This is a genomic window from Microbacterium sp. CFBP9034, from assembly GCF_034045255.1.
Classification (GTDB): Bacteria; Actinomycetota; Actinomycetes; order Actinomycetales; family Microbacteriaceae; genus Microbacterium.
In genome coordinates this window covers 813,677-837,932 of the sequence record NZ_JAXCWC010000002.1, presented here as the reverse complement: position 1 = coordinate 837,932, position 24,256 = coordinate 813,677, and the positions used below count along the sequence as shown (strand labels likewise).

Sequence of the window (24,256 nt, the reverse complement as noted above, 5' to 3'; positions counted from 1 at the left end):
AGTTACTTCTCCTTTGCGCCGGGCTCAGCGCCGGCGAGACTCCAATGCGTGCCGTTCGGCCCGTCTTCGAGGGCGATGCCCGCCGCCGCGATCGCGTCGCGGATGCGGTCGGCCGCCGCCCAGTCCTTCGCGGCCCGCGCGTCGGCGCGCTGGACCAGCATCGTCTGCACGAGGGCGTCGAGAGCGGATGCCTCGGCCGAGGCATCCGTCGACTGCCAGTGCGGGTCAAGAGGGTCGATCCCGAGCAGACCGGTCATGACCGCCACCTCGGCGAACGCGGTGAGCGTGGCGTCCCGGTCGCCGGCGTCGAGGGCGGAGTTGCCGTCGCGCACCGTCTCGTGGATCACGGCGAGCGCCTGCGGCACGCCGAGGTCGTCGTCCATCGCCGCGGCGAAGCGGTCGGGCACGGCGGCCGCGATGTGCAGGTCGTCGATCGCCTGCAGGGCGCGCACGGCGCGCTGCAGGAACGTCCGGATGCGGTCGACCGCGGCCTCGGCCTCGTCGAAGACCTTCGGCGCCACGTCGATGCTCGAACGGTAGTGAGCGGCCGCGAGTGCGTAGCGGACCACCAGCGGGTCGCGCTCAGCGAGGATGTCGTCGGCGAGGACGAAGTTGAAGAGGGACTTCGACATCTTCTGGCCCTCGACGTTCACAAGACCGTTGTGCATCCAGTACCGGGCGAACGCGTCTCCTGCGGCCGTCGACTGCGCGAGTTCGTTCTCGTGGTGCGGGAAGCGCAGGTCGAGGCCGCCGCCGTGGATGTCGAACTCGGGGCCGAGGTAGCGCCGTGACATGGCGGAGCACTCGATGTGCCAGCCCGGTCGGCCGGCGCCCCAGGGCGAGCCCCAAGTGGCCGATGACGGCTCCTCCGCCTTGGCGCCCTTCCACAGGGCGAAGTCGCGCGGGTCGCGCTTGCCGCGCGGATCGGCGTCGGCGGCGGGCTCCATGGCGTCGAGTGACTGGTTGGTGAGCGAGCCGTAGTCCGCCCATGAGCGCACATCGAAGTACACGTCGCCCGCGGCCTCGGAGTCCGGTGCGGCGGGGTAGGCGTGACCGGCCTGGACGAGGCGCTGGATGAGCTCCTGCATCTGCGGGATCGACGCTGTCGCGCGCGGCTCGTAGGTGGGGGGAAGGATGCCGATCGCCGTATAGGCCCGGGTGAACTCGAGCTCCATGCGATAGGCCAGCGCCCACCACGGCTCGCCGTCGGCGGCGTTGGCGAGCACCTTGTCGTCGATGTCGGTGACGTTGCGGACGAAGGTCACTCGTCCGAAGCGGTGGGACAGCCACCGGCGGAGGATGTCGAAGCTCAGCGCACCGCGCAGGTGACCGATGTGAGGACCCGACTGCACCGTCGGGCCGCAGACGTAGATCGAGACGTTTCCGGGGTCGAGCGGTACGAAGTCGCGCAAGACCTGCGCTTTGGTGTCGTAGAGCTGAACCGTCACCGCACCAGCCTACCGGCGGCCACCTGTGCGCCCGGGGTGTGACCAGCCGGTAGAACTGTAGGGTGCTCCACGTCCTCGCCGTCCTCGCCGCCGCGGTGCTGTTCGGCACCACGGGCACGTCGCAGGCGCTCGGTCCCGAAGGCACGACGCCCCTGTCGATCGGGGTCATGCGCATGGTGATCGGCGGCACCGGCCTCGCGGTCATCGCGTTCCTGCTGGCCGCCCGTCACGCCCGTGGGCGCCCGATGGATGCGCCGCGGCCGCGGCTCGGCATCCGGCCGCTCTCGCTCATGGTGCTGACCGGCGCATGCCTGGCGATCTACCAGCCGCTCTTCTTCCTCGGCACGGAGCGCAACGGCGTCGCCGTCGGAACGGTCGTCGCGCTGGGGTCCGCTCCGATCCTCGCCGGGCTGCTCGAATGGTCGCTCACGCGACGGATGCCGAGCGCCACCTGGATGGGCGCCACCGCACTGGCCACCCTCGGCGTGGTGCTCCTGGGCTTCGGCGGCGAGGCGGGCACGGGCGGCGGGACCGACCCGGTCGGGCTCCTCGGATCCGTCGGCGCGGGAGCGTCCTTCGCGGTGATCGCGAACGCGCAGCGACGCCTGCTCGACGACGGCTGGGACCCGTTCACGGTGGTGGGAGCGATGGGCGCGAGCGCGGCGATCCTCTGCGCCTTCGCGCTGCCGTTCGTCGACCTCGCGTGGCTGGGCACCGCCAGCGGCGTGGTGATGGCGCTGTGGCTCGGACTCGGCACGATCTCCGTCGCCTATGTGATGTTCACGTGGGGACTGAGCGGCCTCACCGCCGCCACCGCCGCGACCCTCACCCTCGGCGAACCTCTGACCGCGAGCATCCTGGGCATCACGGTGCTCGACGAGCGGCTGTCCGGGCTCGCGATCATCGGGCTGATCGTGCTCGCCGCGGGCCTCGCCCTCCTCGCCTGGGGATCGCGGTCACCGCGCAATCCGGCACCGTTCGCGGTCGAGGCCTGACGAAACGTCGGTGCAATCTTCGCGTGCGACACTGGCTGCGCCATGGAAGCCACCATCCTGATCCAGCCCGATGATCTCAGCGGCGATGCGACGCGCCGGCTGATCGCGTTCCACCTCGAGGGCATGCACGACACCTCGCCGCCCGAGAGCGTCCATGCGCTCGACGTCGAGGCCCTCCGCGATCCGGCGATCTCGTTCTGGTCGGGGTGGATCGACGGCGAACTGGCCGGCATCGGCGCGCTCAAGGCCATCGACGCCGAGCGAGGAGAGCTGAAGTCGATGCGGGTGGACGACCGGTTCCGCGGATACGGCGTGGGCCGCGTGCTGCTGCGCCACATCGTCGAGGTCGCCCGCGAGCGCGGGATGACGAGCCTCTGGCTGGAGACCGGCGACAGCGCGGACTTCGTGCCGGCGCAGCGGCTCTACGAGAGCGAGGGGTTCGTGCGGTGCGGCCCGTTCGGGGGCTACGTGCCGGATCCGTTCTCGGTGTTCATGACACGCGCGGTCTGACCCGGAGCTGCTCAGGCCGGCACGACCAGGGCGACGGCGAAGGCCGCGACGCCCTCGCCCCGGCCGGTGAACCCCAGCCCGTCCGTGGTCGTCGCCGACACCGACACCGGCGCCCCGCCGAGTGCCGCCGACAGCACGGCCTCGGACTCGGCTCGCCGAGCGGCGAACCGGGGGCGTACGGCCTGCACCTGCACCGACACGTTGCCGATGCGCCAGCCTGCCTCGCCGAGGAGGCCCGCGGTCCGTGCGAGGAACACGTCGGCGTGAGCGCCGGCGTACTCGGGATGATCGGTGCCGAAGTGCGTGCCGATGTCGCCGAGCCCGGCGGCGGCGAGCAGGGCGTCGACGATGGCGTGCGCGACCGCGTCGCCGTCGGAATGACCCGACAGGGGCTGCTCCCCCGGCCACTCCAGGCCCGCCAGCCACAGCGTGCCGTCGCCGCCGAAGGCGTGCACATCGGTGCCCGTCCCGACGCGGGGAATCGGCGCGGAGTGGTCGAGGTGCGCCGAGGCCGGGGCGATCGGCCGCTCCCCCACGATGCCGCGCGCGCGGTCGAGGTCGGCGGAGGTCGTGATCTTGAAGGCGAGCGGATGCCCCTCCACCGCGGCGACCGCATGCCCGGCGTCGGCGACGAGAGCTGCGTCGTCGGTGAACTCCGCGGTGGCGTCGCGGTAGGCCGCATCGAGCACCTCGCGGCGGAAGCCCTGCGGAGTCTGCGCCGCGGACAGCTTTGACCGGTCGACCGCCCCGACGACCTCGGCGCCTTCCACGCGCTTGATCGTGTCGACCACCGGGAGCACCGGCACGGCGCCGGCGCGCCCGTCGTCGATCGCCCCGATGACACGACCGAAGACCTCGGGAGGTGTGAGCGCACGCGCGGCGTCGTGGACGAGCACGATCTCGATGTCGGCCCACAGCGCGGCCAGCCCCGCGGCGACGGACGCCTGCCTGGAATGCCCTCCGGCGACGACCGTCACGAGATCGCGTCGGTCACCGGCGGCTGCGAGAGCCTCGCTCAACGCGTCGCCCTCGCGGCCCGCGGGCGTCACGACGACGACCTGTGCGGGCGGCCCGGCGAAGACGCGCTCGAGCGCGTGCCGCAGGATCGTGTGCCCGTCGATGCCGACGAACCCCTTGGGCGCTCCCGCGCCGAGACGCGAACCGGAACCGGCCGCGACCACGATGATGCCGACGCGGGGAACAGGGGTGATGGTCACCCCACGAATCTAGCTGGCGAGGACCTCGTCGAGGATGACGCCGGCCTTCTCCTCATCGGTCTTCTCAGCGAGCGCGAGCTCGGAGATGAGGATCTGCTTCGCCTTGGCGAGCATGCGCTTCTCACCGGCCGACAGACCGCGGTCCTGGTCGCGACGCCACAGGTCGCGAACGACCTCGCTCACCTTGATGACATCGCCGGAGGCGAGCTTCTCGAGGTTCGCCTTGTAGCGGCGGGACCAGTTCGTGGGCTCCTCCGTGAAGGGTGCGCGCAGGACCTCGAAGACCTTGTCGAGTCCTTCTTTGCCGATCACGTCGCGAACACCGACGAGATCGACGTTCTCAGCGGGGACCTCGATGATCAGGTCGCCCTGTGTGACGTTCAGCTTCAGGTACTTCTTGGTCTCGCCGCGGATGATCCGGTCTTTGACCTCGATGATCGTCGCCGCGCCGTGGTGGGGGTAAACGACCGTCTCGCCAACCTCAAAAAGCATGGAGTTATGTCCTTTCGGCAACCTCCAGGATACCACAGGCGACATACGCTAAGGTTCTCCGCCGCCCCGTGGCGGTGCGCCCGACGCCGGTGTCGGCGAACCCCTAGAATGCTGTGGAAGCCGTCATCCGTCCTGGGAGGATCTGTGAAACCGCGCCTCATCGCGTCGCTCGCCATCGGAACCGCGCTGGTTCTGGGCACGACCGGCTGCAGCATGATCTCGCCGCAGGCGACAACGATCGATTACTCCGCCGCCGAGGGCGTGAACGTCTACGGTTCCGGGCCGCTCGATGTGCGCAACGCGTTCATCGTCGCCAACGAGGACGGCTCGCAGGGCAACCTCGTCGCCGCGATCGTCAACCAGACCGATGTGTCGCACACGCTGCGCATCGAGCTCGGCGAAGGCTCCTCCGCGATCCCGCTCACGCTCCGCGTTCCGGCGAACACCACGATCAGCCTCGGCGCCGACGGTGAGGACCCGATCCTCGTCGAAGACCTCGACACCCCTGCGGGCGCCGACATCCCCGGCTACTTCCAGTCGGGCGACGGCGAGGGCGTCCTGGTCTCCGTCCCCGTCCTCGACGGCGAGCTGGACTACCTGGCGCCGCTCGTCCCCGAGGAGTCGACCTCGACCTTCGGCGGCTGAGAACGCCTCTCGTTCTGTCGTACGACGAAGCCCGCCCGGCGCCTCAGCGCGGGCGGGCTTCGTCGTCTCGCCGTCAGCCTTCGAAGCGGTAGCCCAGACCGCGGACGGTCACCAGCATCTCCGGCGTGCTCGGGTGCTCCTCGATGCGGGAGCGGATGCGCTTGATGTGCACGTCGAGGGTCTTCGTGTCCCCGAAGTAGTCGCTTCCCCACACCCGGTCGATCAGCTGCCCGCGGGTGAGCACGCGTCCGGCGTTGCGCATGAGCACCTCCAGCAGTTCGAATTCCTTCAGCGGAATGCTGATCTCCGTGCCCGCCACGGCGACGGTGTGGCGGTCGATGTCGAGCACGACCCGTCCGCCCTCGAGGACGCGGTCGTCGAGGTCGGTCTCCACCTGGTCGAACCGCCGGAGCACCGCGCGCATGCGGGCCAGGAGCTCGCGGGCGGAGTAGGGCTTCGTGACGTAGTCGTCGGCGCCGAGCTCCAGCCCGACGACGATGTCCACCTCCGAGTCCTTGGCGGTGACCATGATGATGGGGACGGTGGACGTGGTGCGGATCTGCCGGCACACCTCGGTCCCCGGCATCCCGGGCAGCATGAGGTCGAGCAGGACGATGTCGGCCCCGCGCTCGCGGAAGGCGGCGAGCGCCGCCGGGCCGTCCTCGGCGATCTCGACCTCGTAGCCCTCCCGGCGCAGCAGATAGGCCAGGGGGTCGGCGAGATCGGGCTCGTCTTCGACGATCAGGACGCGGGTCATACGGGTTCTCCGTTCGTGGGAAGCGGGCCGGTGGCTTCGACCGTCGCGCGCTTCTTCTTGCGCCCGCGCTTGGGCGCGGGCTCTGAAATGGGGGCCTCGGTCTGCGGGAGCCGGATGGTGAACGTCGAGCCGCGTCCGGGCCGGGACCACAGCCGCACCTCGCCGCCGTGGCGCTGGACGGCGTGCTTGACGATGGCGAGTCCGAGCCCGCTGCCGCCGGTGCGCCGCGCGCGGGCCGGATCAGCCCGGTAGAACCGCTCGAAGACGCGGTCCTGCTCGCCTTCGGCGATGCCGATGCCGCGATCGGTGACCGCGATCTCGACGATGCCGTCGACGAGCTTCACACCGACGCCGACGCTGGAGCCTCGGGGCGAGTAGGCGATCGCGTTGGCCACGAGGTTGCCCACCGCTTCGCTGAGCACCTGCGCGTCGCCGCGCACGTAGAGTCCGCGCTTGCCGCCGCGCACGACCTGGACGCCTGCCGAGTCGGCCTGGATGGCGTGTGCGTCGAGGGAGGCCGCGACGACCTCGTCGATCGACACGTCCCGCTCATCGGCCAGCTCGTCTGCGGACTGCAAGCGCGAGAGGTTCATGATGCGCGAGGTGAGATTGGCGAGCCGGGCGGCCTCGGCGGTGAGCCGCGCGGTGAAGATCCGCACCTGGGGCGGATCGTCCGCCGCGGACTCGATCGCCTCGGCGAGCAGGCTCACGGCCCCGACAGGGGTCTTCAGCTCGTGGCTGGTGTTCGCCACGAAGTCGCGGCGCATCTGCTCGACGCGCTCCCGCTCGGTGATGTCGCGCAGGACCAGCAGCGTCAGGCGCGGCGAGATGCGGGTGGCCCGCACCACTACGAGGCGCGGCTCCGCGGGCGGGGCGCCGCGGCGCAGGCGGATGGTGTCGGTCGCCGATGCACCGCCCGTGCGCGCTGCGCGCGCCACCGTGCGCAGCTGGTCATCGGGCACCGACCGGCCCTCGCGAAGGTGGAACGGAGCGGCGGCGGCGGAGGCCGCAAGCACTGTGAACGATGCGTCGACGACGACGGCCGCGTCATCCATCCCATGCAGCACTTCGCGCACTCCCTCGGGGATGGCGAGCGATGTCTCCGTCCGTGCGCGATCACGTGCACGAAGCGAGGTGACGATGACCGCGGAGACGGAGCCTCCGATCACGACTCCGGCGAGGAGGGCGAGCAGCGCGAGCTGCGTCGTATCCATGTGACCAGCGTAGAGGGCGCCCGGGAGCGCACCCCGGCCGAGCCGGAGATGCTCCAGGATGATCTCGCTACAATTCACCGCGGCGGCACCATCCGTTAACCTTCCCTGGCGAGAATCGCCAGGGTCACCGGGGCTGATGCCCGCCCGGATTCAGGAAAGGTGCGTCGGAATGCGCGAAGTCTTCCACCAGTCGCTCGAGGATGTGCAGGGCCGTCTGGTCGAGATCGCCGAGCTCGTGACAGTCGCGATCGACAAGGCGACACGGGCGTTCGGCACGAGCGACGTCGCGCTCGCCGAAGAGGTCATCGAGAACGACTCGGTCATCGACGACAAGGCGCTCGCGCTCGACGAGCTGGCGATCGAGATCCTGGCCCGGCAGCAGCCGGTGGCCCGCGACCTCCGCATCGTGGTGAGCGCGCTGCGCATGAGCGCCTCGCTCGAGCGGATGGGCGACATCGCCGAGCACATCGCCCAGCTGACCCGCATGCGCTTCCCCGAGCGGGCCATCCCCAAGGGCCTCAAGTCGACCTTCCTCCGGATGGGCGAGCTCGACGTCGAGGTGGCGCGCCAGCTGACCGAGCTGCTGCGCACGCAGGATCTCGGCATCACCGAGCAGATCCGCAACGCCGACGACCTGATCGACGACCTGCACGTCTCGGTCTTCGAGAAGGTCCTCAGCGACAGCTGGCAGGGCGAGGCATCCGCGACGGTCGATGCGACGCTCGCCAGCCGCTACCACGAGCGCTTCGCGGACCACGCGGTCTCGGTCGCTAAGAAGGTCGCGTACCTCTCGACGGGTGACTGGACCCCGTCGACCGACGCGCTGAACATCATCGCCGCGCCGTAGCGGCGCCAGAGACGAGAGAGCGGATGCCTCCGGGGAGGCATCCGCTCTCTTTCGCGTGGGGGGTGAGGGCTACTTCTTGCCCTGGCTCGCGACGGCTGCGGCGCCGGCGGCGGCGGCCTCGGGGTCGAGGTACTCCCCCGGGCCGGCCGGGGTGAGGTCTTCGTTCAGGCGGTACACGAGCGGGATGCCGGTGGGGATGTTGAGCTCAGAGATGTCGGCGTCGCTGATGCCGTCGAGGTGCTTCACGAGCCCGCGCAGCGAGTTGCCGTGCGCGGTGACCAGCACCGTCTTGCCGGCGCGCAGGTCGGGCACGATGTCGCTCTCCCAGTAGGGCAGGAAGCGGTCGATCACGAGCTTCAGCGACTCGGTGCGCGGGACCTCGCCGTCGATGCCGGCGTAGCGGGGGTCGTCGACCTGGCTCCACTCGCTGTCATCGGCGAGCGGCGGCGGCGGCACGTCGAACGAGCGGCGCCAGAGCATGAACTGCTCCTGGCCGAACTCCTCGAGGGTCTGCGCCTTGTCCTTGCCCTGCAGGGCGCCGTAGTGGCGCTCGTTGAGGCGCCACGTGCGCTTGACGGGGATCCAGAGGCGGTCGGCGGCGTCCAGCGCGATGTTGGCGGTCTGGATGGCGCGGCTCAGCACCGAGGTGTGCAGGACGTCGGGGTGCAGCCCCGCTTCGGCGATCAGCTCGCCGCCCCGCTTCGCCTCGGCCTTGCCCTGCCCGGTGAGGCGGACGTCCACCCATCCCGTGAAGAGGTTGAGCTCGTTCCATTCGCTCTGGCCGTGACGGAGAAGGATGAGCGTATAGGGCGCAGTCATGCGCCCCATGATATCGGCGCGGAGCGACCCGACCACGTCGCGTGACGCCTGACATCATGGGGGGATGGGACCCCCTCGCTCCGCTCTCGGGCACTCGAAGCGGGTCGGGCGCATCACGCGGGGCACGACCGGGACCAATCGCCTTCGGCGCATCGACCGGTGGATCGCCCGGCACCCCGCCCTGCGGCGGGCGGAGGATCCGCTCGTGGTCGACCTCGGCTACGGCGCCAGCGGCGTGACCGCCCTCGAGCTCCACGCACGACTCGCCCGGGTTCGTCCCGACGTCGAGGTGCTCGGCCTCGAGATCGACCCCGCGCGGGTCGCGCGGGCCGAGGAGCAGCTCGCGGCGGTGCGCGACGGCCGGACCTCGTTCGCGCCGGACGCGCGCGTCTCGTTCGGCCGGGGCGGGTTCGAGGTGCCGCTCCCCCGCGGGCGCCGACCGGCCGTGATCCGCGCGTTCAACGTGCTGCGGCAGTACGACGAGCACGAGGTCGCCGCGGCATGGGCGTCGATGTCGGCGCGACTCGCGCCCGGCGGGCTGCTGGTCGAGGGCACCTGCGACGAGCTCGGCCGCATCGCGACGTGGGCGGCCGTCGACGCCGGGGGCATCCCGCAGTCCCTCACGATCTCACTGCGGCTGACGGAACTGGAGCGTCCGTCGATCGCGGCAGAGCGCCTCCCGAAGGCCCTCATCCACCGGAACGTCCCGGGGGAGGGCGTGCATGCGCTGCTCGGCGGGCTCGACGCCGAGTGGGACCGCGCCGCGGCGGTGTCGCCCTTCGGGCCCGTCGAGCGCTGGCGCGCCGCGCTCGGGGCGCTCGCGGGCGCGGGGTGGCCGCTGCGGGAGCCCGCGCGCTGGCGGCTCGGCGAGGTCACCGTGCCGTGGGATGCGGTGGCCCCCACCGCGCGCTGACGTCTGCGGATCAGATCCGCGGCACCGCGGCACGCGCCTCAGCCGAGGTCATGCCGGTCGCCGTGAGGAGATCGACCACGAGCGGGCGGATCGCGGCGATGAGGTTCTGGTCGCCGAGCGACGCGCCAGGCAGGAGCGCGGCAGGGTCCAGCCGGGACGCGACCGCGGCGAGCGCGGCGCGGGCCGGCGGCTCGAGAGAGATGTCGTCGAGCGCGTCCGAGACGAACCCGGCACCGCGCATGGTCTCGGCCAGCACCTCGGCCGAGACCGGGCGACCGACGCCGTCGTCGCACAGGTAGACGACCCGGCGGGCAACGACGCGGAGGTTGCGGGTCGCGAGGTCGACCGACTCGCGGACGCGCTCCTGCCGCTCGAGGTCGAAGCGCTGCCGGCGAAGGAACGGCGAGATCCGGGCGATCGCGCGGCCGGACTCGAGCGAGGATCGCCAGTCGTCGAGCAGGGGCTGGAGCGCGCGGGCCTTCTCCAGTCCGCGCTCCGCGCGCATGCGGTCGCCCCGGCGCAGCGCCTGCACGAGGGCCGCGGACGCGCTGTCCATCGCCGCGAACACCGCGCGGCCGTCCCGCAGCGCCGCGCGCAGCGGATTCCGCGGGATGAGCGCGGTCACGAGCAGGGCGGCGACACCGCCGATCATGCCGTCGACGAGGCGCGTGAACGGGGCGATCGCCGGGATCACCATGACGATCAAGGACTGGATCGCGGCGGCGATCGCGAAGCTCGCCTGCGGGGAGAGCAGCCGCGCGACGACCAGCGTCAGCCCCAGTGTCAGACCGAGCTGCCACCACCCGGTGCCGGTCACCAGCAGCAGCAGCTCCGCGACCAGGATGCCGAGGAGCATGCCGAGCACCGTCTCCAGCACGCGGCGTGGACGCGCATCGCGCACCAGACCCAGGCTCGCCACCGTCACCGTGGCGGCGAGCAGCGGAGCCGGATGCCCCAGCACGTAGTGCGCGAACGCGTAGGAGGCGGTCGCCGCGACGACGATCTGCACGATCGCGATGCCCGAGTCCCGCACGCGCAGCAGCGCGGGTCGCGGGTCGACGCGCGCGCGCCACCCCGTGGGGATCGCGGTGGTCGACGGTGGACCGGTCACCGAGGCGCTCCGCTCCCCCGCGGCGGGATCATGTCGCCGCGGCCCGGCGCCCGAGTCTCGGCAGGCGAGGGACGTTCGCGGTCTTGCCTGCCTCCGGGGGCACCACGATCTCCTGCGCGGCCGCGATCGGCCCGTCGTCGGTGTCGACCAGCAGGGTCGCGTCCACCGGGGTGGAGCGGCGCACGATCGCGAGCGCGATGGGCCCCTCCTCGAAGTGGAGGGCGGTGGACGTCACCGCGCCCACCTCGTCGTCCCCGACGCGGACCACCGCCCCGCGAGCGGGGAGCACACTCGCGCTGCCGTCGAGCTGCAGCGCGACGAGCCGGCGCGGAGGATGGCCGAGGTTGTGGACCTTGGCGACCGTCTCCTGGCCGCGGTAGCAGCCCTTGCTGAGGTGCACCGCCGTGCGCAGCCAGTCCAGCTCATGCGGAAGGACGCGTTCGTCGACGTCGGCGCCCCAGCGAGGGCGCCAGGCGGCCACGCGCAGCGCATCGGCGGCGATGAGGCCCGCCACGGCGAGGTCGCCCGCGGCCGCGGCATCCGCGATCCGGCGCTCCTCCTCCCGCGTCACGAGCGCTTCGGCCCAGTCGCGATCGGCCCCCGGATGCGGGTCGACGGCGGCGTAGCCGTAGCCGCCCGGCGAGACGGCCGGCCACGGGTCGATCCACACCAGCGGGACGGACGCGGGCTGCGCGGCGGTGATCCGCTCGAGCGCGGCGGTCGTCCCGCCGATGACGGCGTACTCCTCGGTCGCGTCGCGCGGGTCGACGCGGAGCCGGAAGCGCATGCGGCGCAGCCACGACAGCAGGCCCTCGGCATCCGCCCGATCGACGATCAGCCACGTCGTCTCGCCGTCGTCGATGACGGATGCCGCGTGCTCGACTCGGCCCTGCGGGTCGAGCACGAGCAGCTCGGTGCTGACGCCGGGAGGGAGCGCTGCGAGCGCCTGCGACGTGAGGGAGTCCAGCCACGACAGGCGGTCTTCACCCGGCACCGCGATGACCGCGCGATCGCCGAGCGGAACGACGGCCTCGCCCGCGGCGATCGCCCGCTGCTCGACGAGGGGATTGCCCACGTGCTGCAGACCGGAGTCGTCGATGACGGCTCCGGGAAGTCCCGCGAACAGGGCGCTCATCACTCCACCCGCGCGAGGCGTGCGGAGGCGTGCGCGCCGAGCTCATGGCCGAGGGCCGCCATGTCCCACGCCCACAGCAGGTGGCCGTCGACGAGCCCGTACATGCGGGATGCCGCGGCATAGGCCTTCGCCCCGGCCGGTCGCACGACCGCGTCCGTGGAGATGTCGATCCGGGGCCCGCGGATCTGCCCGAGGTAGAGCTCGCTCACCCCGTCGGCATGGACCAGGGCGACCTCGATGTCGAAGCCGCCCTCCGGGTTGCGGAGCAGCTCGACGTCGTCGACGGTGCGGACCACCCCGGTGGTCACGGGCGGCAGGAGGCCCGGTCCGGCGTCGGCGTCCGTCGCCGCCCGCGAGAGGCGCCAGTAGCCCATCTCGGCGACCAGCGGCATGCTCGTGTCGGCGGCTCCCGCGGTGTCGCCGTGCAGCCAGGCACTGGCCGAGTAGTTCAGGTAGTCGCCGCCGTCATGGCTGAAGCTCACGCGATGGGTGAACTCGCCGCTGAACGCGTGATCGGCGTAATCGATGACGCCCGTGCCCTCCCAGACACCGACGAGCCACGACAGCGGCGCGAGGTCGGCGGGCAGGTCCGTCGGCAGATCGAACACGGCAGGGCCGCTCAGCGCTGGCCGCGGTACAGGTTCTTGAGGACCACGACCGATACGAATGCGATGGCGAGCGACGCGAGTCCGAGAAGGCCCACGTAGAACATTTCGAGCGCGAAGAGGTCCATGTGCCGAGTCTAACCGGGAACGATCGCGGCCAGGCCGAACCCCAGGCTGATGACGCCCATGACGACGAGTGCCCCCAGCGCGCTGGCTGCGACGCGCTCGGTGAAGCCCTGCGACCGACCGGACCACAGCTGGACGGCGAACGCGAGGACGAGGCATCCGCCCAGTCCGACCGCGAGCCATTGCGCGCGCCACTCGTCGCCGGCGAAGAGGCCGACGGCGATGCCGATCACGGCGGCGACGACCCACACGGCGACGATGCCGCCCATGGTTCGGCGGGGAGCGAGTTCGGGCACGGCCACGCCCCCATTCTCACCCACGACGGTGCAACATGCACAGTCGCGCAGCCGTGCGGCGCGTGACGCAGCGCAGAACGCGCTCTCCGACACGCCCTACACTGGGACGACGGCGCTCCCCGGCGCCGGGAAGGCGATGCTTTGGCACAGCTCCTCGTTCTGAGCTCCACACACGGAGGCGGGCCCGTCCTGCCCTCGCTCGAACTCCTGAGTCACCGCGTGCGCCAGATCCCGGCGGAGCCCGCCCAGCTCGTGAACGCCCCGAGCGCCGACGTGATCTTCGTCGATGCGCGCGTCGACCTCGTCGGCGCCAAGTCGCTGTGCAAGATCCTCAACACGACCGGGCTCGACGCCCCGCTGCTGCTGGTGGTCACCGAGGGCGGCCTGACCGCCGTGTCGACGGACTGGGGCGTCGACGACGTCATCCTCGTCACCGCCGGTCCTGCCGAGGTCGATGCCCGCGTGCGCCTGGCCGTCGGCCGGATGACCAAGGAGCAGGTCTCGACCCGCATCCAGACGTCCGGCATCAGCATCGACGAGTCCTCGTACTCGGCCAAGGTGCACGGCAAGCCGCTCGACCTCACGTACAAGGAGTTCCAGCTCCTGCACTTCTTCGCGACACACCCATCGCGTGTGTTCACCCGCGAGCAGCTGCTGAGCGAGGTCTGGGGCTACGACTACTTCGGCGGCACCCGAACCGTCGACGTGCACGTCCGGCGGTTGCGGGCCAAGCTCGGCGACCTGGAGCAGCTCATCGGCACGGTGCGCAACGTCGGCTATCGCTTCAACGTCTACGAGGACGATCAGCTGCCCTCGCGCGAGCGCACCGACGCGTAGCGCGGCATCCGCTCGGTCCTGAGGGAGCGAAGCGGAGACGAGCGGTTCACACTCTCGTCACGTGTCCCTGCAATGATGAGGGGATGATCGAACACGAGGTGCTCGACGCGGGGCTCGGCGACGCGGACGACGATGATTTCGACCAGTCCGAAGAAGTCGATGCGCAGCTTCCCGACCACCGCTATCTCGACCGCGAGCTGAGCTGGCTCGCCTTCAACCAGCGCGTGCTCGAGCTCGGCGAGGATCCCAACCTCCCCGTCCTCGAACGGGCCAACTACCTGGCGATCTTCGCGAGCAACCTCGACGAGTTCTTCATGGTCCGGGTGGCCGGCCTCAAGCGCCGCATCGTGACCGGGCTCGCGGTGCCGACGAACGTGGGCCGCGCGCCCGCCGAGGTGCTCGCCGACATCTCCGCCGAGTCCCACCGCCTGCAGCTGCGCCACGCCGACGCGTGGATGTCGCTCGTCCGGCCCGCGCTCGCGGCGGAGGGCGTCGACGTCGTCTCGTACGACTCCCTCGGCCCCGAGGACCGCGAGCTGCTCTACGACTACTTCCAGGCGCAGGTCTTCCCGGTGCTCATGCCGCTCGCGGTCGACCCGGCGCACCCGTTCCCGTACATCTCGGGCCTGTCGCTCAACCTCGCCATCCGCATCCGCAACGCGCGCACCGGTCGCCAGGAGTTCGCGCGACTCAAGGTGCCGCCGATGCTCCCGCGCTTCGTCGAAGCTCCGGCGGCGGAGGGGCGGGTGCGCTACCTGCCGCTCGAGGAGCTCATCTCCAACCACCTCGACGACCTGTTCCCGGGGATGGAGGTGCTCGACCACCACGCGTTCCGCCTGACGCGCAACGAGGACGTGGCGATCGAGGAGGACGAGTCCGAGAACCTGATCCAGGCGCTCGAGGCCGAGCTGCTGCGGCGGCGCTTCGGGCCGCCGATCCGGCTCGAGATCACCGACGACATGGACGAGCTCACGCTCGACCTGCTCATCCGCGAGCTCGACATCACGGCGCAGGAGGTCTACCGCCTCCCCGGCCCGCTCGACCTCCGGGGCCTCTTCGACCTGCGGATCGACCGCCCCGATCTGCGGTTCAAGCCGCACGTGCCGACGACGGCGATGGCGTTCCAGCCGGGCGACAACAACGAGCGTCCCGACATCTTCGCCTCGATCCGCAAGGGCGACGTGCTCGTGCACCACCCGTACGAGTCGTTCGCGACCAGCGTGCAGGCCTTCCTCGAGCAGGCGGCCAAGGACCCGCACGTTCTCGCGATCAAGCAGACGCTGTACCGCACCTCGGGCGACAGCCCGATCGTCGAGGCCTTGATCGACGCCGCCGAGGCGGGCAAGCAGGTGCTGGCCCTGGTCGAGATCAAGGCTCGGTTCGACGAGGCCAACAACATCCTGTGGGCCCGCAAGCTCGAGAAGGCCGGCGTGCATGTCGTCTACGGCCTCGTGGGCCTCAAGACCCACTGCAAGCTCGCGCTCGTCATCCGCGAAGAGGGCGGCGTGCTGCGCAGCTACAGCCATGTCGGCACAGGCAACTACAACCCCAAGACGAGTCGCATCTACGAGGACTTCGGCCTGTTCACCGCCGACGATCAGGTCGGCCGCGACCTCACCCGGCTCTTCAACGAGCTGAGCGGCTACGCGATCGAGAAGAAGTTCAAGCGCCTCCTCGTGGCCCCGCTCCACCTCCGCAAGGGGCTGCTGCGCCTCATCGACAAGGAGCGCCGCAACGCCCAGGCCGGCAAGCCGGCGCAGGTGCGCATCAAGGTCAACTCCATGGTCGACGAGCAGATCATCGACGCGCTGTACCGCGCCAGCCAGGCCGGGGTGAAGGTCGAGGTCTGGGTGCGCGGCATCTGCTCGCTCAAACCCGGGGTCGAGGGGATGAGCGAGAACATCACCGTCCGCAGCATCCTCGGCCGGTACCTCGAGCACTCGCGCATCTTCTCGTTCCACAACGACGGCGATCCGCAGCTCTTCCTCGGCAGCGCCGACATGATGCACCGCAACCTCGATCGCCGGGTCGAGGCGCTCGTGCGCGTGGTGGCGCCGGGGCACCTGAAGGAGCTCACGGACTTCTTCGACCTCGCCATGAGCGACACGTCGAGCTCGTGGCACCTCGGCTCGGACGGCGAATGGACCCGCCACAACGTGGACGAGCACGGGAAGCTCCTCGTCGACATCCAGGACCGCACCATGACGAACGTGCAGCGTCGCCGGCGCGCACGCGCGGTGCGATGACGGATACCGCCGTCTACGCCGCAGGAGGCGTCGTCTGGCGCGTCGTCGACGAGAAGCTCCGGGTGCTGCTGATCCACCGGACGAAGTACCGCGACGTGACGCTGCCCAAGGGCAAGGTCGACCCCGGCGAGATGCTCGCCGAGACCGCCGCCCGCGAGATCTTCGAAGAGACGGGCATCCGTGTCGCCCTCGGCGTGCCCGTCGGCGTCTCGCGGTACCGACTGCCCAGCAAGCGTCAGAAGATCGTCCACTACTGGGCCGCCGAGGCGACGGATGCCGCGATCCGCGCGTCCGCCTTCGTGCCGAACCGGGAGATCGCGGCGCTGGAATGGGTCACGCCGAAGAAGGCGATGTCCCGGCTCAGCTACCCGGTGGACGTGGAGATCCTCGAGAACTTCCTGCGGATGGTCGACGAAGGCGTCCTGCGCACCTTCCCCCTCATCGTGCTGCGCCACGCCAAGGCGCTCGGACGAGAGGAGTGGGACGGCAAGGACGCCGCGCGCCCGCTCTCCCCCCGCGGGCGCAAGCAGGCCAACTCGATCGTCGGGCCACTGCTCGCGTTCGGCGCACGCAAGCTCATCTCCAGCCCGGCCACTCGCTGCGTCAAGACGGTGGCGCCGTTGTCGGCCGCCACCGGGCGCAAGGTGGAGAAGTCGGCGCTCATCAGCCAGGACGCGTGGGAGGAAGGCGCCTCCGACGCTCGCACCGTGGTCGGGGAGCGGGTCCGCGCCCGGAAGCCCACCGTGCTCTGCAGCCACGGACCGGTGCTTCCCGAGATCCTGACCGAGATCGCGCTCGCCACCGGCACCCTGCGCGGATCGTACCTGGGCAGCGCCTCCGCCCTCGAACCCGCCGCCTTCTCGGTCGTCCATCTCTCCGTCGACAACCCCGGGTCGGGGATCGTCGCCATCGAGACGCACACGCCGAAGGTCTGACGCCCCCGCCGGCACCGGGTGCTGCGGGCCAAGGTGAACGGCTCGGGTCGCGTTCGAGCGCCGCGGGCGCGCCCGTCCGCGCTCGTTCACCTTCCGTTCACCGTGGGAGCGCACTCTCGTAAGAGTCCCCGCCTACGTTTCAGTGCGAGCCCTGCACCGGGCTCATACCCGAAGCCCTCCCGGGCCTCAATTCCCTGACACGTGAAGGATTCACACAGTGAAGATCTCCCGCATCGCCCAGGTGGGCGCTGTCGCCGCAGTCGCGGCCCTCGCCCTCGCCGGCTGCGCATCCAACGAGCCTTCGGGCGAGCCCTCGGGCGACGCCCCCGTCTCCGACCTCTCCGGCGCCATCGCCGGTGGCGGCGCGTCGTCGCAGGAGGTCGCCGTGTCGGCGTGGACCGCCGGCTTCCAGCAGGCGAACCCCGACGTCGACGTCACGTACGACCCCGCCGGCTCCGGCGCGGGCCGCGAGTCGTTCCAGGCCGGCGCCTTCCCGTTCGCGGGCTCGGACCGTCCCTTCAAGCTCGAGGAGATCGAGGCCGGCCCGTTCGACGGCTGCGTCGAGGGCACGGGCATCGTGGAGCTGCCGACCTACATCTCCCCCATCGCGGTCATCTTCAACCTCGAGGGCGTCGACGAGCTCAACCTCGATGCCGCCACGATCGCCGGCCTGTTCGCGGGCGAGATCACGAACTGGAACGACGAGGCGATCGCTGTCCTCAACCCGGGCGTCGAGCTTCCGGACGCCCCCGTGACGCCGGTGCACCGCGCCGACGACTCGGGCACGACCGAGAACTTCACCGACTACCTCTTCGCGGCCGCGCCCGACGTCTGGACGTACGAGCCCGACGGCGTGTGGCCGCTCAGCAGCGGTGAAGCCGCACAGGGCACCTCGGGTGTCGTCGGTGCCGTCGCGGGCGGCAACGGAACGATCGGCTACGCCGACGCATCGCGTGCCGCCGAAGAGGGTCTGTCGACCGCTGCCGTGCAGGTCGGCGACGAGTTCGTGACGTACTCGCCCGAGGCCGCCTCGGCCATCGTCGACGCGTCGCCGTTCGAAGAGGACCGCGCCGACGGCGACCTCGCGATCGCCCTCGACCGCACCTCGGAAGAGGCCGGCGTCTACCCGATCGTGCTCGTGAGCTACATGATCGCGTGCCAGGAGTACGTCGACACGGCCGTCGCGCCGATCGTCAAGGGCTACCTCCAGTACGTGGCGAGCCCCGAGGGCCAGGACGCTGCGGCCGCCGCCGCCGGCAGCGCCCCGATCTCGGACTCGCTGCGCGACAAGGTCAACGCGGCGATCGACACGATCGTCACGGAGTAGGACCATTGAGACCCGGCTCGGCTTCATCGCCGGGCCGGGTCTCGCCCTGAACACCACCCGAACCCGAAGGACACCATGACGACGACCACCGCTCCGGCAGCCCCGGCGGCCACGGTCAAGCAGCGACCGGGCGACCGCTGGTTCTCGGGCACCGCGCTGGCCGCGGGCAGCATGATCCTCGTGACGCTGGCCGCCGTCGCGATCTTCCTCATCGTCCAGTCGGTCCCCGGTCTCACCGCCACGAGCGAGACCGCGTCGATCCTCTCCGGCAACTTCTGGGAGTACGTCTGGCCGCTCGCCTTCGGCACGGTGTGGGCGTCGTTCCTCGCCCTTCTGATGGCGGTCCCCCTCGCGGTCGCCGTCGCCCTGTTCATCTCGCACTACGCGCCTCGCCGGCTCGCGCAGAGCCTGGGCTACGTCGTCGACCTGCTCGCCGCCGTTCCCTCGGTCGTGTTCGGCCTCTGGGGCATCATCGTCCTCGCCCCCGCCGTCCAGCCGGTCTATGAATGGCTGAACGCGAACATGGGCTGGTTCCCGCTCTTCGCCGGCACGGTCTCGCAGACCGGACGAACCATCTTCACCGCGGCGATCGTGCTCGCGGTCATGGTCGTCCCGATCATCACCGCCATCTGCCGCGAGATCTTCCTCCAGACGCCGGTCCTCCACGAGGAGGCCGCACTGGCCCTGGGCGCCACGCGCTGGGAGATGGTGCGCATGGCCGTCTTCCCGTTCGGCCGCAGCGGCATCGTGTCGGCCTCGATGCTCGGCCTCGGTCGTGCCCTCGGCGAGACGATGGCCGTCGCCATGGTGCTCTCCGCGTCGGGCATCATCACCTTCCAGCTGTTCACCGCCGAGAACCCGAACACCATCCCCGCGAACATCGCGCTCTCGTTCCCCGAGGCATTCGGCAGGAACATCAACGTGCTGATCGCGACGGGTCTCATCCTCTTCATCGTCACCTTCGCCGTGAACGCGATCGCCCGTTGGATCGTCAGCCGCCGCAAGGAATTCTCGGGAGCCAACTGACATGACCACCGTTACCGCTCCCCCGCAGGCGCCACCGCCCAGCGTGGTGCGCGAGCATCACGGTCTCACGAGCGGCCGTCTTCCGAGATGGGCCCCGTGGGGGATGCTCGGAGCGAGCGCCGCGCTCACCGCGCTGGTGTTCGCGGTTCTCGCGATGGCCGGCGACGCCGGCTTCAGCATCGCCGGCTGGGCCGTCGTCACGGCCCTCGTCTACCTGATCCTCATCACCGCCGTCTCGAGCGTGGTCGAGGGCCGGCGCAAGGGCGTCGACCGCCTGGTCACGGGCGTCGTCGCCGTGGCCTTCGGCGTCGCCATGGTGCCGCTGGTGTCGGTGGCGTGGACCGTCCTCGTCAACGGCATCGCCGGCATCAACGCCGAGTTCTTCACGAGCTCGATGCGCAACGTCGTCGGCGAGGGCGGCGGTGCCCTGCACGCGATCGTCGGCACCCTCCTCATCACGCTCGCCGCTGCCGTCATCTCCATCCCGATCGGCATCTTCACCGCGATCTACCTGGTGGAGTACGGCGCCGGCAAGCGTCTGGCGAACGGGATCACGTTCCTCGTCGACGTCATGACCGGCATCCCGTCGATCGTCGCCGGCCTGTTCGCGTACGCCCTCTTCGCGCTGTTCCTCGGCCCCGGCATCCGCATGGGCATCATGGGATCGATCGCGCTCTCGGTGCTCATGATTCCGGTCGTGGTGCGCTCGAGCGAGGAGATGCTGCGGCTCGTCCCGAATGAGCTGCGCGAGGCGGCCTATGCCCTGGGCGTGCCCAAGTGGCTGACCATCACCAAGGTCGTGCTGCCGACGTCGATCGCCGGCATCACGACCGGTGTCATGCTCTCGATCTCGCGCGTCATCGGCGAGACCGCCCCCCTGCTGCTCACCGCCGGCGTCGCGACCTCGATGAACTACAACCTCTTCGAGGGCCGCATGATGACGCTGCCGGTGTTCGCGTACACGCAGTACATGAACGCGGGCATCCCGGTGCAGGCCTACCACGATCGAGCCTGGGCCGCCGCGCTCATCCTCATCCTCATCGTGATGCTCCTCAACCTGGTCGCGCGCCTCGTCGCGAAGATCTTCTCCCCCAAGCTGGGCCGCTGACGCGCCGCCCCCCCAACTTCCCGAATCGAATCCGAGGAATCGTGTCCAAGAGCATCGAAGTCAATGATCTGAACGTCTACTACAGCGACTTCCTGGCCGTCGAAGGCGTCTCGCTCGAGATCGAGCCGCGCAGCGTGACGGCGTTCATCGGCCCGTCGGGCTGCGGCAAGTCGACCTTCCTACGCACCCTCAACCGCATGCACGAGGTCATCCCCGGCGCACGCGTCGAGGGCGAGGTGCTGCTCGACGGCGACGACCTCTACGGCGCGAACGTCGATCCGGTGCTCGTGCGCCGGCAGGTGGGCATGGTGTTCCAGCGCCCGAACCCGTTCCCCACGATGTCGATCAAGGAGAACGTGCTGGCGGGCGTCAAGCTCAACAACAAGCGCATCTCGAAGTCCGACTCCGAGGAGCTCGTCGAGAAGTCGCTCAAGGGCGCGAACCTGTGGAACGAGGTCAAGGACCGCCTCGACAAGCCCGGCTCCGGACTCTCGGGCGGCCAGCAGCAGCGTCTGTGCATCGCCCGCGCGATCGCCGTGTCGCCCGAGGTGATCCTCATGGACGAGCCGTGCTCGGCGCTCGACCCGATCTCGACCTACGCCATCGAGGAGCTGATCGGCGAGCTCAAGAACGACTACACCGTCGTCATCGTGACGCACAACATGCAGCAGGCCTCGCGGGTGAGCGACAAGACGGCGTTCTTCAACATTGCGGGCACCGGCAAGCCCGGGAAGCTCATCGAGTACGGCGCCACGACGTCGATCTTCACGACGCCCACGGTTCAGGCGACCGAGGACTACGTCTCCGGCCGCTTCGGCTGAGCGCTACCGCAGCCGGGCCCACGGCGGCCCGTGTCGGCTCAGGAGACGCGCCGTGCAGTGCGGCCCGAGGGCGGCTTCAGGCGGCGTGTTTCCTGAATCCGGTCCGCTCGTGGTCGCAAGACCGGTCCGCGGGCGCAGGATCAGTCGCGCGGGCTGAGCAGGTAGCGGTTGACGGATGCCGTCAGCTCCGCGTCGACCGGAACTTCGACTCCGTCGATCGCGGTGATCGGCGCGGCCAGGCGCACGCTCGACAGCAGCCACGCGGCATCCGCTTTCGCGAGCGCGCCCACCGGGACGGTCTCGTACGCGGTCTCATGGCCTTCCGCCGCGAGGTGCTCGAAGAGACTCAGCTGCGTCGTGCCGTGGAGGATCCCGCCGTTGGGCGCCGGCGTGACGAACCGGTCCCCCAGCCGCAGCACCAGCGACGCCGTCGGCGCCTCGAGCACGAAGCCGTCGGACGTCACGAAGATCGCGTCATCGGCCCCTCGCCGCTTGGCCTCGCGGATCGCCGCCATGTTGACCGCGTACGACAGCGTCTTCGCTCCCAGCAGCAGCCACGGCGCCCGGGCGGGAGTGTCGATGCCGTAGCCGCGGTCGAGCGTCACGACGCGGATGCCCCGCTCGCGCGCCGCAGTGTTGTCAGGAGCCTCCGCCGCCGTGACCCACGCAGTCGGAGCCGGGCCGTGCTCGACCCCACGGCTGAGGATGAGCTTGATGACGCCCTCCCCCTCCGGCGGGCAATGGGTCGCTGCTTCCGTCACGGCCTGGCGCCATTGCTCCCGGTGCGGCACGGGAAGGTCGCACAGCGACGCGGAGTGCGCGAGCCGATCGAGATGGGCGACGAGTTCCTGCGGATGCCGGTCCACCACGCCGATCGACTCGAAGATCCCGTCGCCGCGCTGGGTGCTGAGCTCGCCCACACTGAGCGCGGGCGCCGAGGGATCGATCACGCGGAAGGTCTCGGCGAACTCGGTTCGACGGTCATCGGATGCCGCGGGCTCGATCACGAGCGCGAAACGCCAGGTCATGCCCCCGAGCCTAGGCTGTCCGGGAATGCCCGCGCTCTCTCCTCGGTTACACTGGATCGGCCGGGCCGCAGTAACCCCGGGCTCCAAAATCTGCCGCCGCGAGCGGCTCCGCGCCGAGAGGCGTTCTGCGGCCCGGCACTTCCGTTCCCGGGGGCGGCGAAGATGCCGACGCCCCCGAAGCGGGCGTCTCGGAGCAGGCTCCGGCACCGGCTCAGGTCAGCGCGTCACGGCGCCACAGCGCCGCGCAGGCGGTGAGATCGACGGCGTAGTCCGCGAGACGCAGCGCCCTCGTGGTGAAGGTCGACGCGCGCTCGGGCTCGGTTGCCTCGTAGTCGTCGGCCAGGTGTATCGCACCCGACGCCTGCACGCGGCAGAACGCCGCCGCTCGGTCGAGGGCGACGGCGAAGTCGCCTTCGAAGAGGCCGCGCAGGATCTGGTCGATGAGCGCCACCAGCTCGTCGGGTCCGGCCGGCGTCGGCGCCCCCGCGACGACCTCGTCCGCCGAAGAGAGTGCTGTGCGACCGCGTTCGTACAGGAGCGCGGCCGTCCGCGGGTCGTCGTGGATCGAGAGCTGCAGCAGGTACAGCCGCCACAGGGCTCCGGGCAGCGACTTGGCGGGCGAACGGGACCAGAGCTCGGCGATGTCGTCGATGCCGTTCTCGTCGGTGAACGCGACAAGGCGGTCGACCACCTCGCCGTCGGGTTCCGCTCGCACGCGAGCGAGCAAGGCGTGCGCGGTCGAATGGGCGACCCGCGACACCTCCGCCGGGTCCTCGGCGGCGAACAGCCGGTCGAAGAGTTCGGCGGGGCGTCTGACGGGCTTGTGGAACTCCCTGGACTCATCGCTCACCCGATCCAGGGTACCGGCGGCCACCAGGACGGGCGCCCGTTCGGGCGCGCCGACCATCCACGGCAGGCACATGTCGCTTCCTGGCCGCGTGGGCGCGATCAGGACTGGTTGATGCGGATGTGGTTGCCCGCGGGGTCGCGGAACGCGCAGTCGCGCGGGCCCCAGTCCTGCTGGATCGGCTCCTGAAGCACCTCGGCGCCGGAGGCCCTCAGCCGCTCGAAGGTGGCGTCGATGTCGTCGGTCGCGAAGACGTAGGGGCCGGGGCCCGAGCCCTTGACGACGAGCCGCTGCAGCGCGTCGCCGTCCTCGGGCGAGCGGCCCGCAGTCGGGTCGGAGAAGACGACCGCGAGACCCTCCTGACCGGGGAAGCCGAAGCTCAGCCAGCGGTGTCCGTCGTAGGAGACGTCGTTGACGACTTCGAGGCCGAGACCGTCTCGGTAGAAGGGCAGCGCCGCTTCGACGTCGTCGACGGTGATGGGGCAGTATGCGAGAGAGATACGGGACATGGATGCCACGCTAGCCAGCCGCAGGCGCCCGCGCTTCTCCGATCCTGCTCGTTCGCGACGCGGGGTCAGACGTATCTGGCCGGCCGCGTGAGGATCTTCGCGATGCACAGCGGCATCGCCTCGGCGGCGTCGTGCGGACGCGAGCGGTAGGCGCTCGGCGTCTCGCCGACGATCTCGCTGAAGGTGGAGCTGAACGACCCCAGTGAGGTCGCCCCGACCGCGGTGCAGGCATCCGTCACCGACGCGCCGGCCCGCAGCAGCGCCATCGCCCGCTCGATGCGGCGCGTCATGAGGTAGGCGTACGGGGTCTCGCCGTAGGCGAGCTTGAACTCCCGCGAGAAGTGGGCCGGCGACATGAGGGCCTTGGCGGCCATAGTGGGCACGTCCAGCGGTTCGGCGAAGTCGCGGTCCATGAGGTCGCGCGCACGGCGGAGGTGCGCGA

Annotated in this window: 26 protein-coding genes; 12 read left to right on the top strand and 14 right to left on the bottom strand. The window is 70.5% G+C overall.

Features of this window, described 5'->3' with window-relative positions; all coding sequences use genetic code 11:
* Positions 1-2: 2 nt before the first annotated feature.
* Positions 3-1,448, bottom strand: a complete 1,446-nt coding sequence (gene cysS / locus SOM19_RS15195) for a cysteine--tRNA ligase (protein WP_320487426.1) — start codon at positions 1,446-1,448, stop codon at positions 3-5.
* A 62-nt stretch (positions 1,449-1,510) separates the two neighbouring features.
* Between cysS and SOM19_RS15190 the strand changes: the two genes are divergently transcribed.
* Entirely contained in the window at positions 1,511-2,443 is a 933-nt protein-coding gene (locus SOM19_RS15190; protein ID WP_320487425.1) for a DMT family transporter, read from the top strand.
* A gap of 42 nt (positions 2,444-2,485) precedes the next feature.
* Complete coding sequence (locus SOM19_RS15185; RefSeq protein WP_320487424.1) at positions 2,486-2,953, top strand: GNAT family N-acetyltransferase; 468 nt, start codon at positions 2,486-2,488, stop codon at positions 2,951-2,953.
* An 11-nt stretch (positions 2,954-2,964) separates the two neighbouring features.
* Here SOM19_RS15185 and ispD read toward each other — a convergent pair whose 3' ends face one another.
* Positions 2,965-4,170, bottom strand: a complete 1,206-nt coding sequence (gene ispD, locus SOM19_RS15180) for a 2-C-methyl-D-erythritol 4-phosphate cytidylyltransferase (RefSeq protein WP_320487423.1) — start codon at positions 4,168-4,170, stop codon at positions 2,965-2,967.
* Between the two features lie 9 nt (positions 4,171-4,179).
* Positions 4,180-4,662 carry a CarD family transcriptional regulator gene (locus SOM19_RS15175; RefSeq protein ID WP_320487422.1) on the bottom strand — a complete coding sequence of 161 codons (483 nt, stop codon included), beginning with the start codon at positions 4,660-4,662 and terminating at the stop codon, positions 4,180-4,182.
* A 144-nt stretch (positions 4,663-4,806) separates the two neighbouring features.
* On the opposite strand from SOM19_RS15175, the gene SOM19_RS15170 reads away from it, so the two are divergent.
* On the top strand, positions 4,807-5,307 hold the full coding sequence (locus tag SOM19_RS15170; protein WP_320487421.1) for a DNA modification methylase: 501 nt from the start codon (positions 4,807-4,809) through the stop codon (positions 5,305-5,307).
* Positions 5,308-5,380: 73 nt separating this feature from the next.
* Here SOM19_RS15170 and SOM19_RS15165 read toward each other — a convergent pair whose 3' ends face one another.
* Positions 5,381-6,064: a response regulator transcription factor gene (locus tag SOM19_RS15165; protein ID WP_320487420.1), complete on the bottom strand. Its 684-nt coding sequence runs from the start codon at positions 6,062-6,064 to the stop codon at positions 5,381-5,383.
* On the bottom strand, positions 6,061-7,278 hold the full coding sequence (locus tag SOM19_RS15160; protein WP_320487419.1) for a sensor histidine kinase: 1,218 nt from the start codon (positions 7,276-7,278) through the stop codon (positions 6,061-6,063). The genes SOM19_RS15165 and SOM19_RS15160 overlap by 4 nt, the downstream gene beginning before the upstream one ends.
* A 169-nt stretch (positions 7,279-7,447) precedes the next feature.
* Here SOM19_RS15160 and phoU point away from each other — a divergent pair, with 169 nt between their 5' ends.
* Complete coding sequence (phoU, locus tag SOM19_RS15155) at positions 7,448-8,125, top strand: phosphate signaling complex protein PhoU (RefSeq protein WP_320487418.1); 678 nt, start codon at positions 7,448-7,450, stop codon at positions 8,123-8,125.
* A 69-nt stretch (positions 8,126-8,194) separates the two neighbouring features.
* Here the strand turns inward: phoU and SOM19_RS15150 are convergent, their stop codons facing one another.
* Positions 8,195-8,944, bottom strand: coding sequence for a phosphoglyceromutase (locus SOM19_RS15150; protein WP_320487417.1), 750 nt, complete (start codon positions 8,942-8,944; stop codon positions 8,195-8,197).
* Positions 8,945-9,008: 64 nt separating this feature from the next.
* On the opposite strand from SOM19_RS15150, the gene SOM19_RS15145 reads away from it, so the two are divergent.
* Positions 9,009-9,857, top strand: a complete 849-nt coding sequence (locus SOM19_RS15145) for a class I SAM-dependent methyltransferase (RefSeq protein WP_320487416.1) — start codon at positions 9,009-9,011, stop codon at positions 9,855-9,857.
* Between the two features lie 10 nt (positions 9,858-9,867).
* Here SOM19_RS15145 and SOM19_RS15140 read toward each other — a convergent pair whose 3' ends face one another.
* From SOM19_RS15140 to SOM19_RS15125, 4 genes are all read right to left on the bottom strand, one after another.
* Entirely contained in the window at positions 9,868-10,968 is a 1,101-nt protein-coding gene (locus SOM19_RS15140) for an FUSC family protein (protein WP_320487415.1), read from the bottom strand.
* 28 nt (positions 10,969-10,996) lie between these two features.
* Entirely contained in the window at positions 10,997-12,103 is a 1,107-nt protein-coding gene (gene ygfZ / locus SOM19_RS15135) for a CAF17-like 4Fe-4S cluster assembly/insertion protein YgfZ (protein ID WP_320487414.1), read from the bottom strand.
* Positions 12,103-12,711 carry a nitrobindin family protein gene (locus SOM19_RS15130; protein ID WP_320487413.1) on the bottom strand — a complete coding sequence of 203 codons (609 nt, stop codon included), beginning with the start codon at positions 12,709-12,711 and terminating at the stop codon, positions 12,103-12,105. The genes ygfZ and SOM19_RS15130 overlap by 1 nt, the downstream gene beginning before the upstream one ends.
* A 134-nt stretch (positions 12,712-12,845) precedes the next feature.
* Positions 12,846-13,136: a hypothetical protein gene (locus tag SOM19_RS15125; protein WP_320487412.1), complete on the bottom strand. Its 291-nt coding sequence runs from the start codon at positions 13,134-13,136 to the stop codon at positions 12,846-12,848.
* Between the two features lie 135 nt (positions 13,137-13,271).
* Here SOM19_RS15125 and SOM19_RS15120 point away from each other — a divergent pair, with 135 nt between their 5' ends.
* The 7 genes from SOM19_RS15120 (at position 13,272) to pstB (ending at position 21,430) form a co-directional block, all read left to right on the top strand.
* The gene (locus SOM19_RS15120; RefSeq protein WP_320487411.1) at positions 13,272-13,967 is read left to right on the top strand and encodes a response regulator transcription factor; all 696 of its coding nucleotides are present in this window, start codon (positions 13,272-13,274) and stop codon (positions 13,965-13,967) included.
* An 83-nt stretch (positions 13,968-14,050) separates the two neighbouring features.
* Entirely contained in the window at positions 14,051-16,213 is a 2,163-nt protein-coding gene (locus SOM19_RS15115; protein WP_320487410.1) for an RNA degradosome polyphosphate kinase, read from the top strand.
* The gene (locus tag SOM19_RS15110) at positions 16,210-17,148 is read left to right on the top strand and encodes an NUDIX hydrolase (RefSeq protein WP_320487409.1); all 939 of its coding nucleotides are present in this window, start codon (positions 16,210-16,212) and stop codon (positions 17,146-17,148) included. The genes SOM19_RS15115 and SOM19_RS15110 overlap by 4 nt, the downstream gene beginning before the upstream one ends.
* 217 nt (positions 17,149-17,365) lie before the next feature.
* Positions 17,366-18,475 carry a phosphate ABC transporter substrate-binding protein PstS gene (gene pstS, locus SOM19_RS15105; protein ID WP_320487408.1) on the top strand — a complete coding sequence of 370 codons (1,110 nt, stop codon included), beginning with the start codon at positions 17,366-17,368 and terminating at the stop codon, positions 18,473-18,475.
* 75 nt (positions 18,476-18,550) lie between these two features.
* Positions 18,551-19,501: a phosphate ABC transporter permease subunit PstC gene (pstC, locus tag SOM19_RS15100; protein ID WP_320487407.1), complete on the top strand. Its 951-nt coding sequence runs from the start codon at positions 18,551-18,553 to the stop codon at positions 19,499-19,501.
* A gap of 1 nt (position 19,502) precedes the next feature.
* Positions 19,503-20,609, top strand: coding sequence for a phosphate ABC transporter permease PstA (gene pstA, locus SOM19_RS15095; protein WP_320487406.1), 1,107 nt, complete (start codon positions 19,503-19,505; stop codon positions 20,607-20,609).
* Between the two features lie 41 nt (positions 20,610-20,650).
* Positions 20,651-21,430: a phosphate ABC transporter ATP-binding protein PstB gene (gene pstB / locus SOM19_RS15090; protein WP_320487405.1), complete on the top strand. Its 780-nt coding sequence runs from the start codon at positions 20,651-20,653 to the stop codon at positions 21,428-21,430.
* Between the two features lie 140 nt (positions 21,431-21,570).
* Here the strand turns inward: pstB and SOM19_RS15085 are convergent, their stop codons facing one another.
* The 4 genes from SOM19_RS15085 to SOM19_RS15070 all read right to left on the bottom strand — a co-directional run bounded on the left by SOM19_RS15085 (position 21,571) and on the right by SOM19_RS15070 (position 24,227).
* Positions 21,571-22,458 carry an aminodeoxychorismate lyase gene (locus tag SOM19_RS15085; protein ID WP_320487404.1) on the bottom strand — a complete coding sequence of 296 codons (888 nt, stop codon included), beginning with the start codon at positions 22,456-22,458 and terminating at the stop codon, positions 21,571-21,573.
* A gap of 211 nt (positions 22,459-22,669) precedes the next feature.
* Complete coding sequence (locus SOM19_RS15080) at positions 22,670-23,308, bottom strand: DNA-directed RNA polymerase subunit beta (protein ID WP_320487403.1); 639 nt, start codon at positions 23,306-23,308, stop codon at positions 22,670-22,672.
* 98 nt (positions 23,309-23,406) lie between these two features.
* Positions 23,407-23,814, bottom strand: a complete 408-nt coding sequence (locus SOM19_RS15075) for a VOC family protein (RefSeq protein ID WP_320487402.1) — start codon at positions 23,812-23,814, stop codon at positions 23,407-23,409.
* Between the two features lie 65 nt (positions 23,815-23,879).
* Positions 23,880-24,227, bottom strand: coding sequence for a helix-turn-helix transcriptional regulator (locus SOM19_RS15070; RefSeq protein ID WP_320487752.1), 348 nt, complete (start codon positions 24,225-24,227; stop codon positions 23,880-23,882).
* Positions 24,228-24,256: the final 29 nt, after the last annotated feature.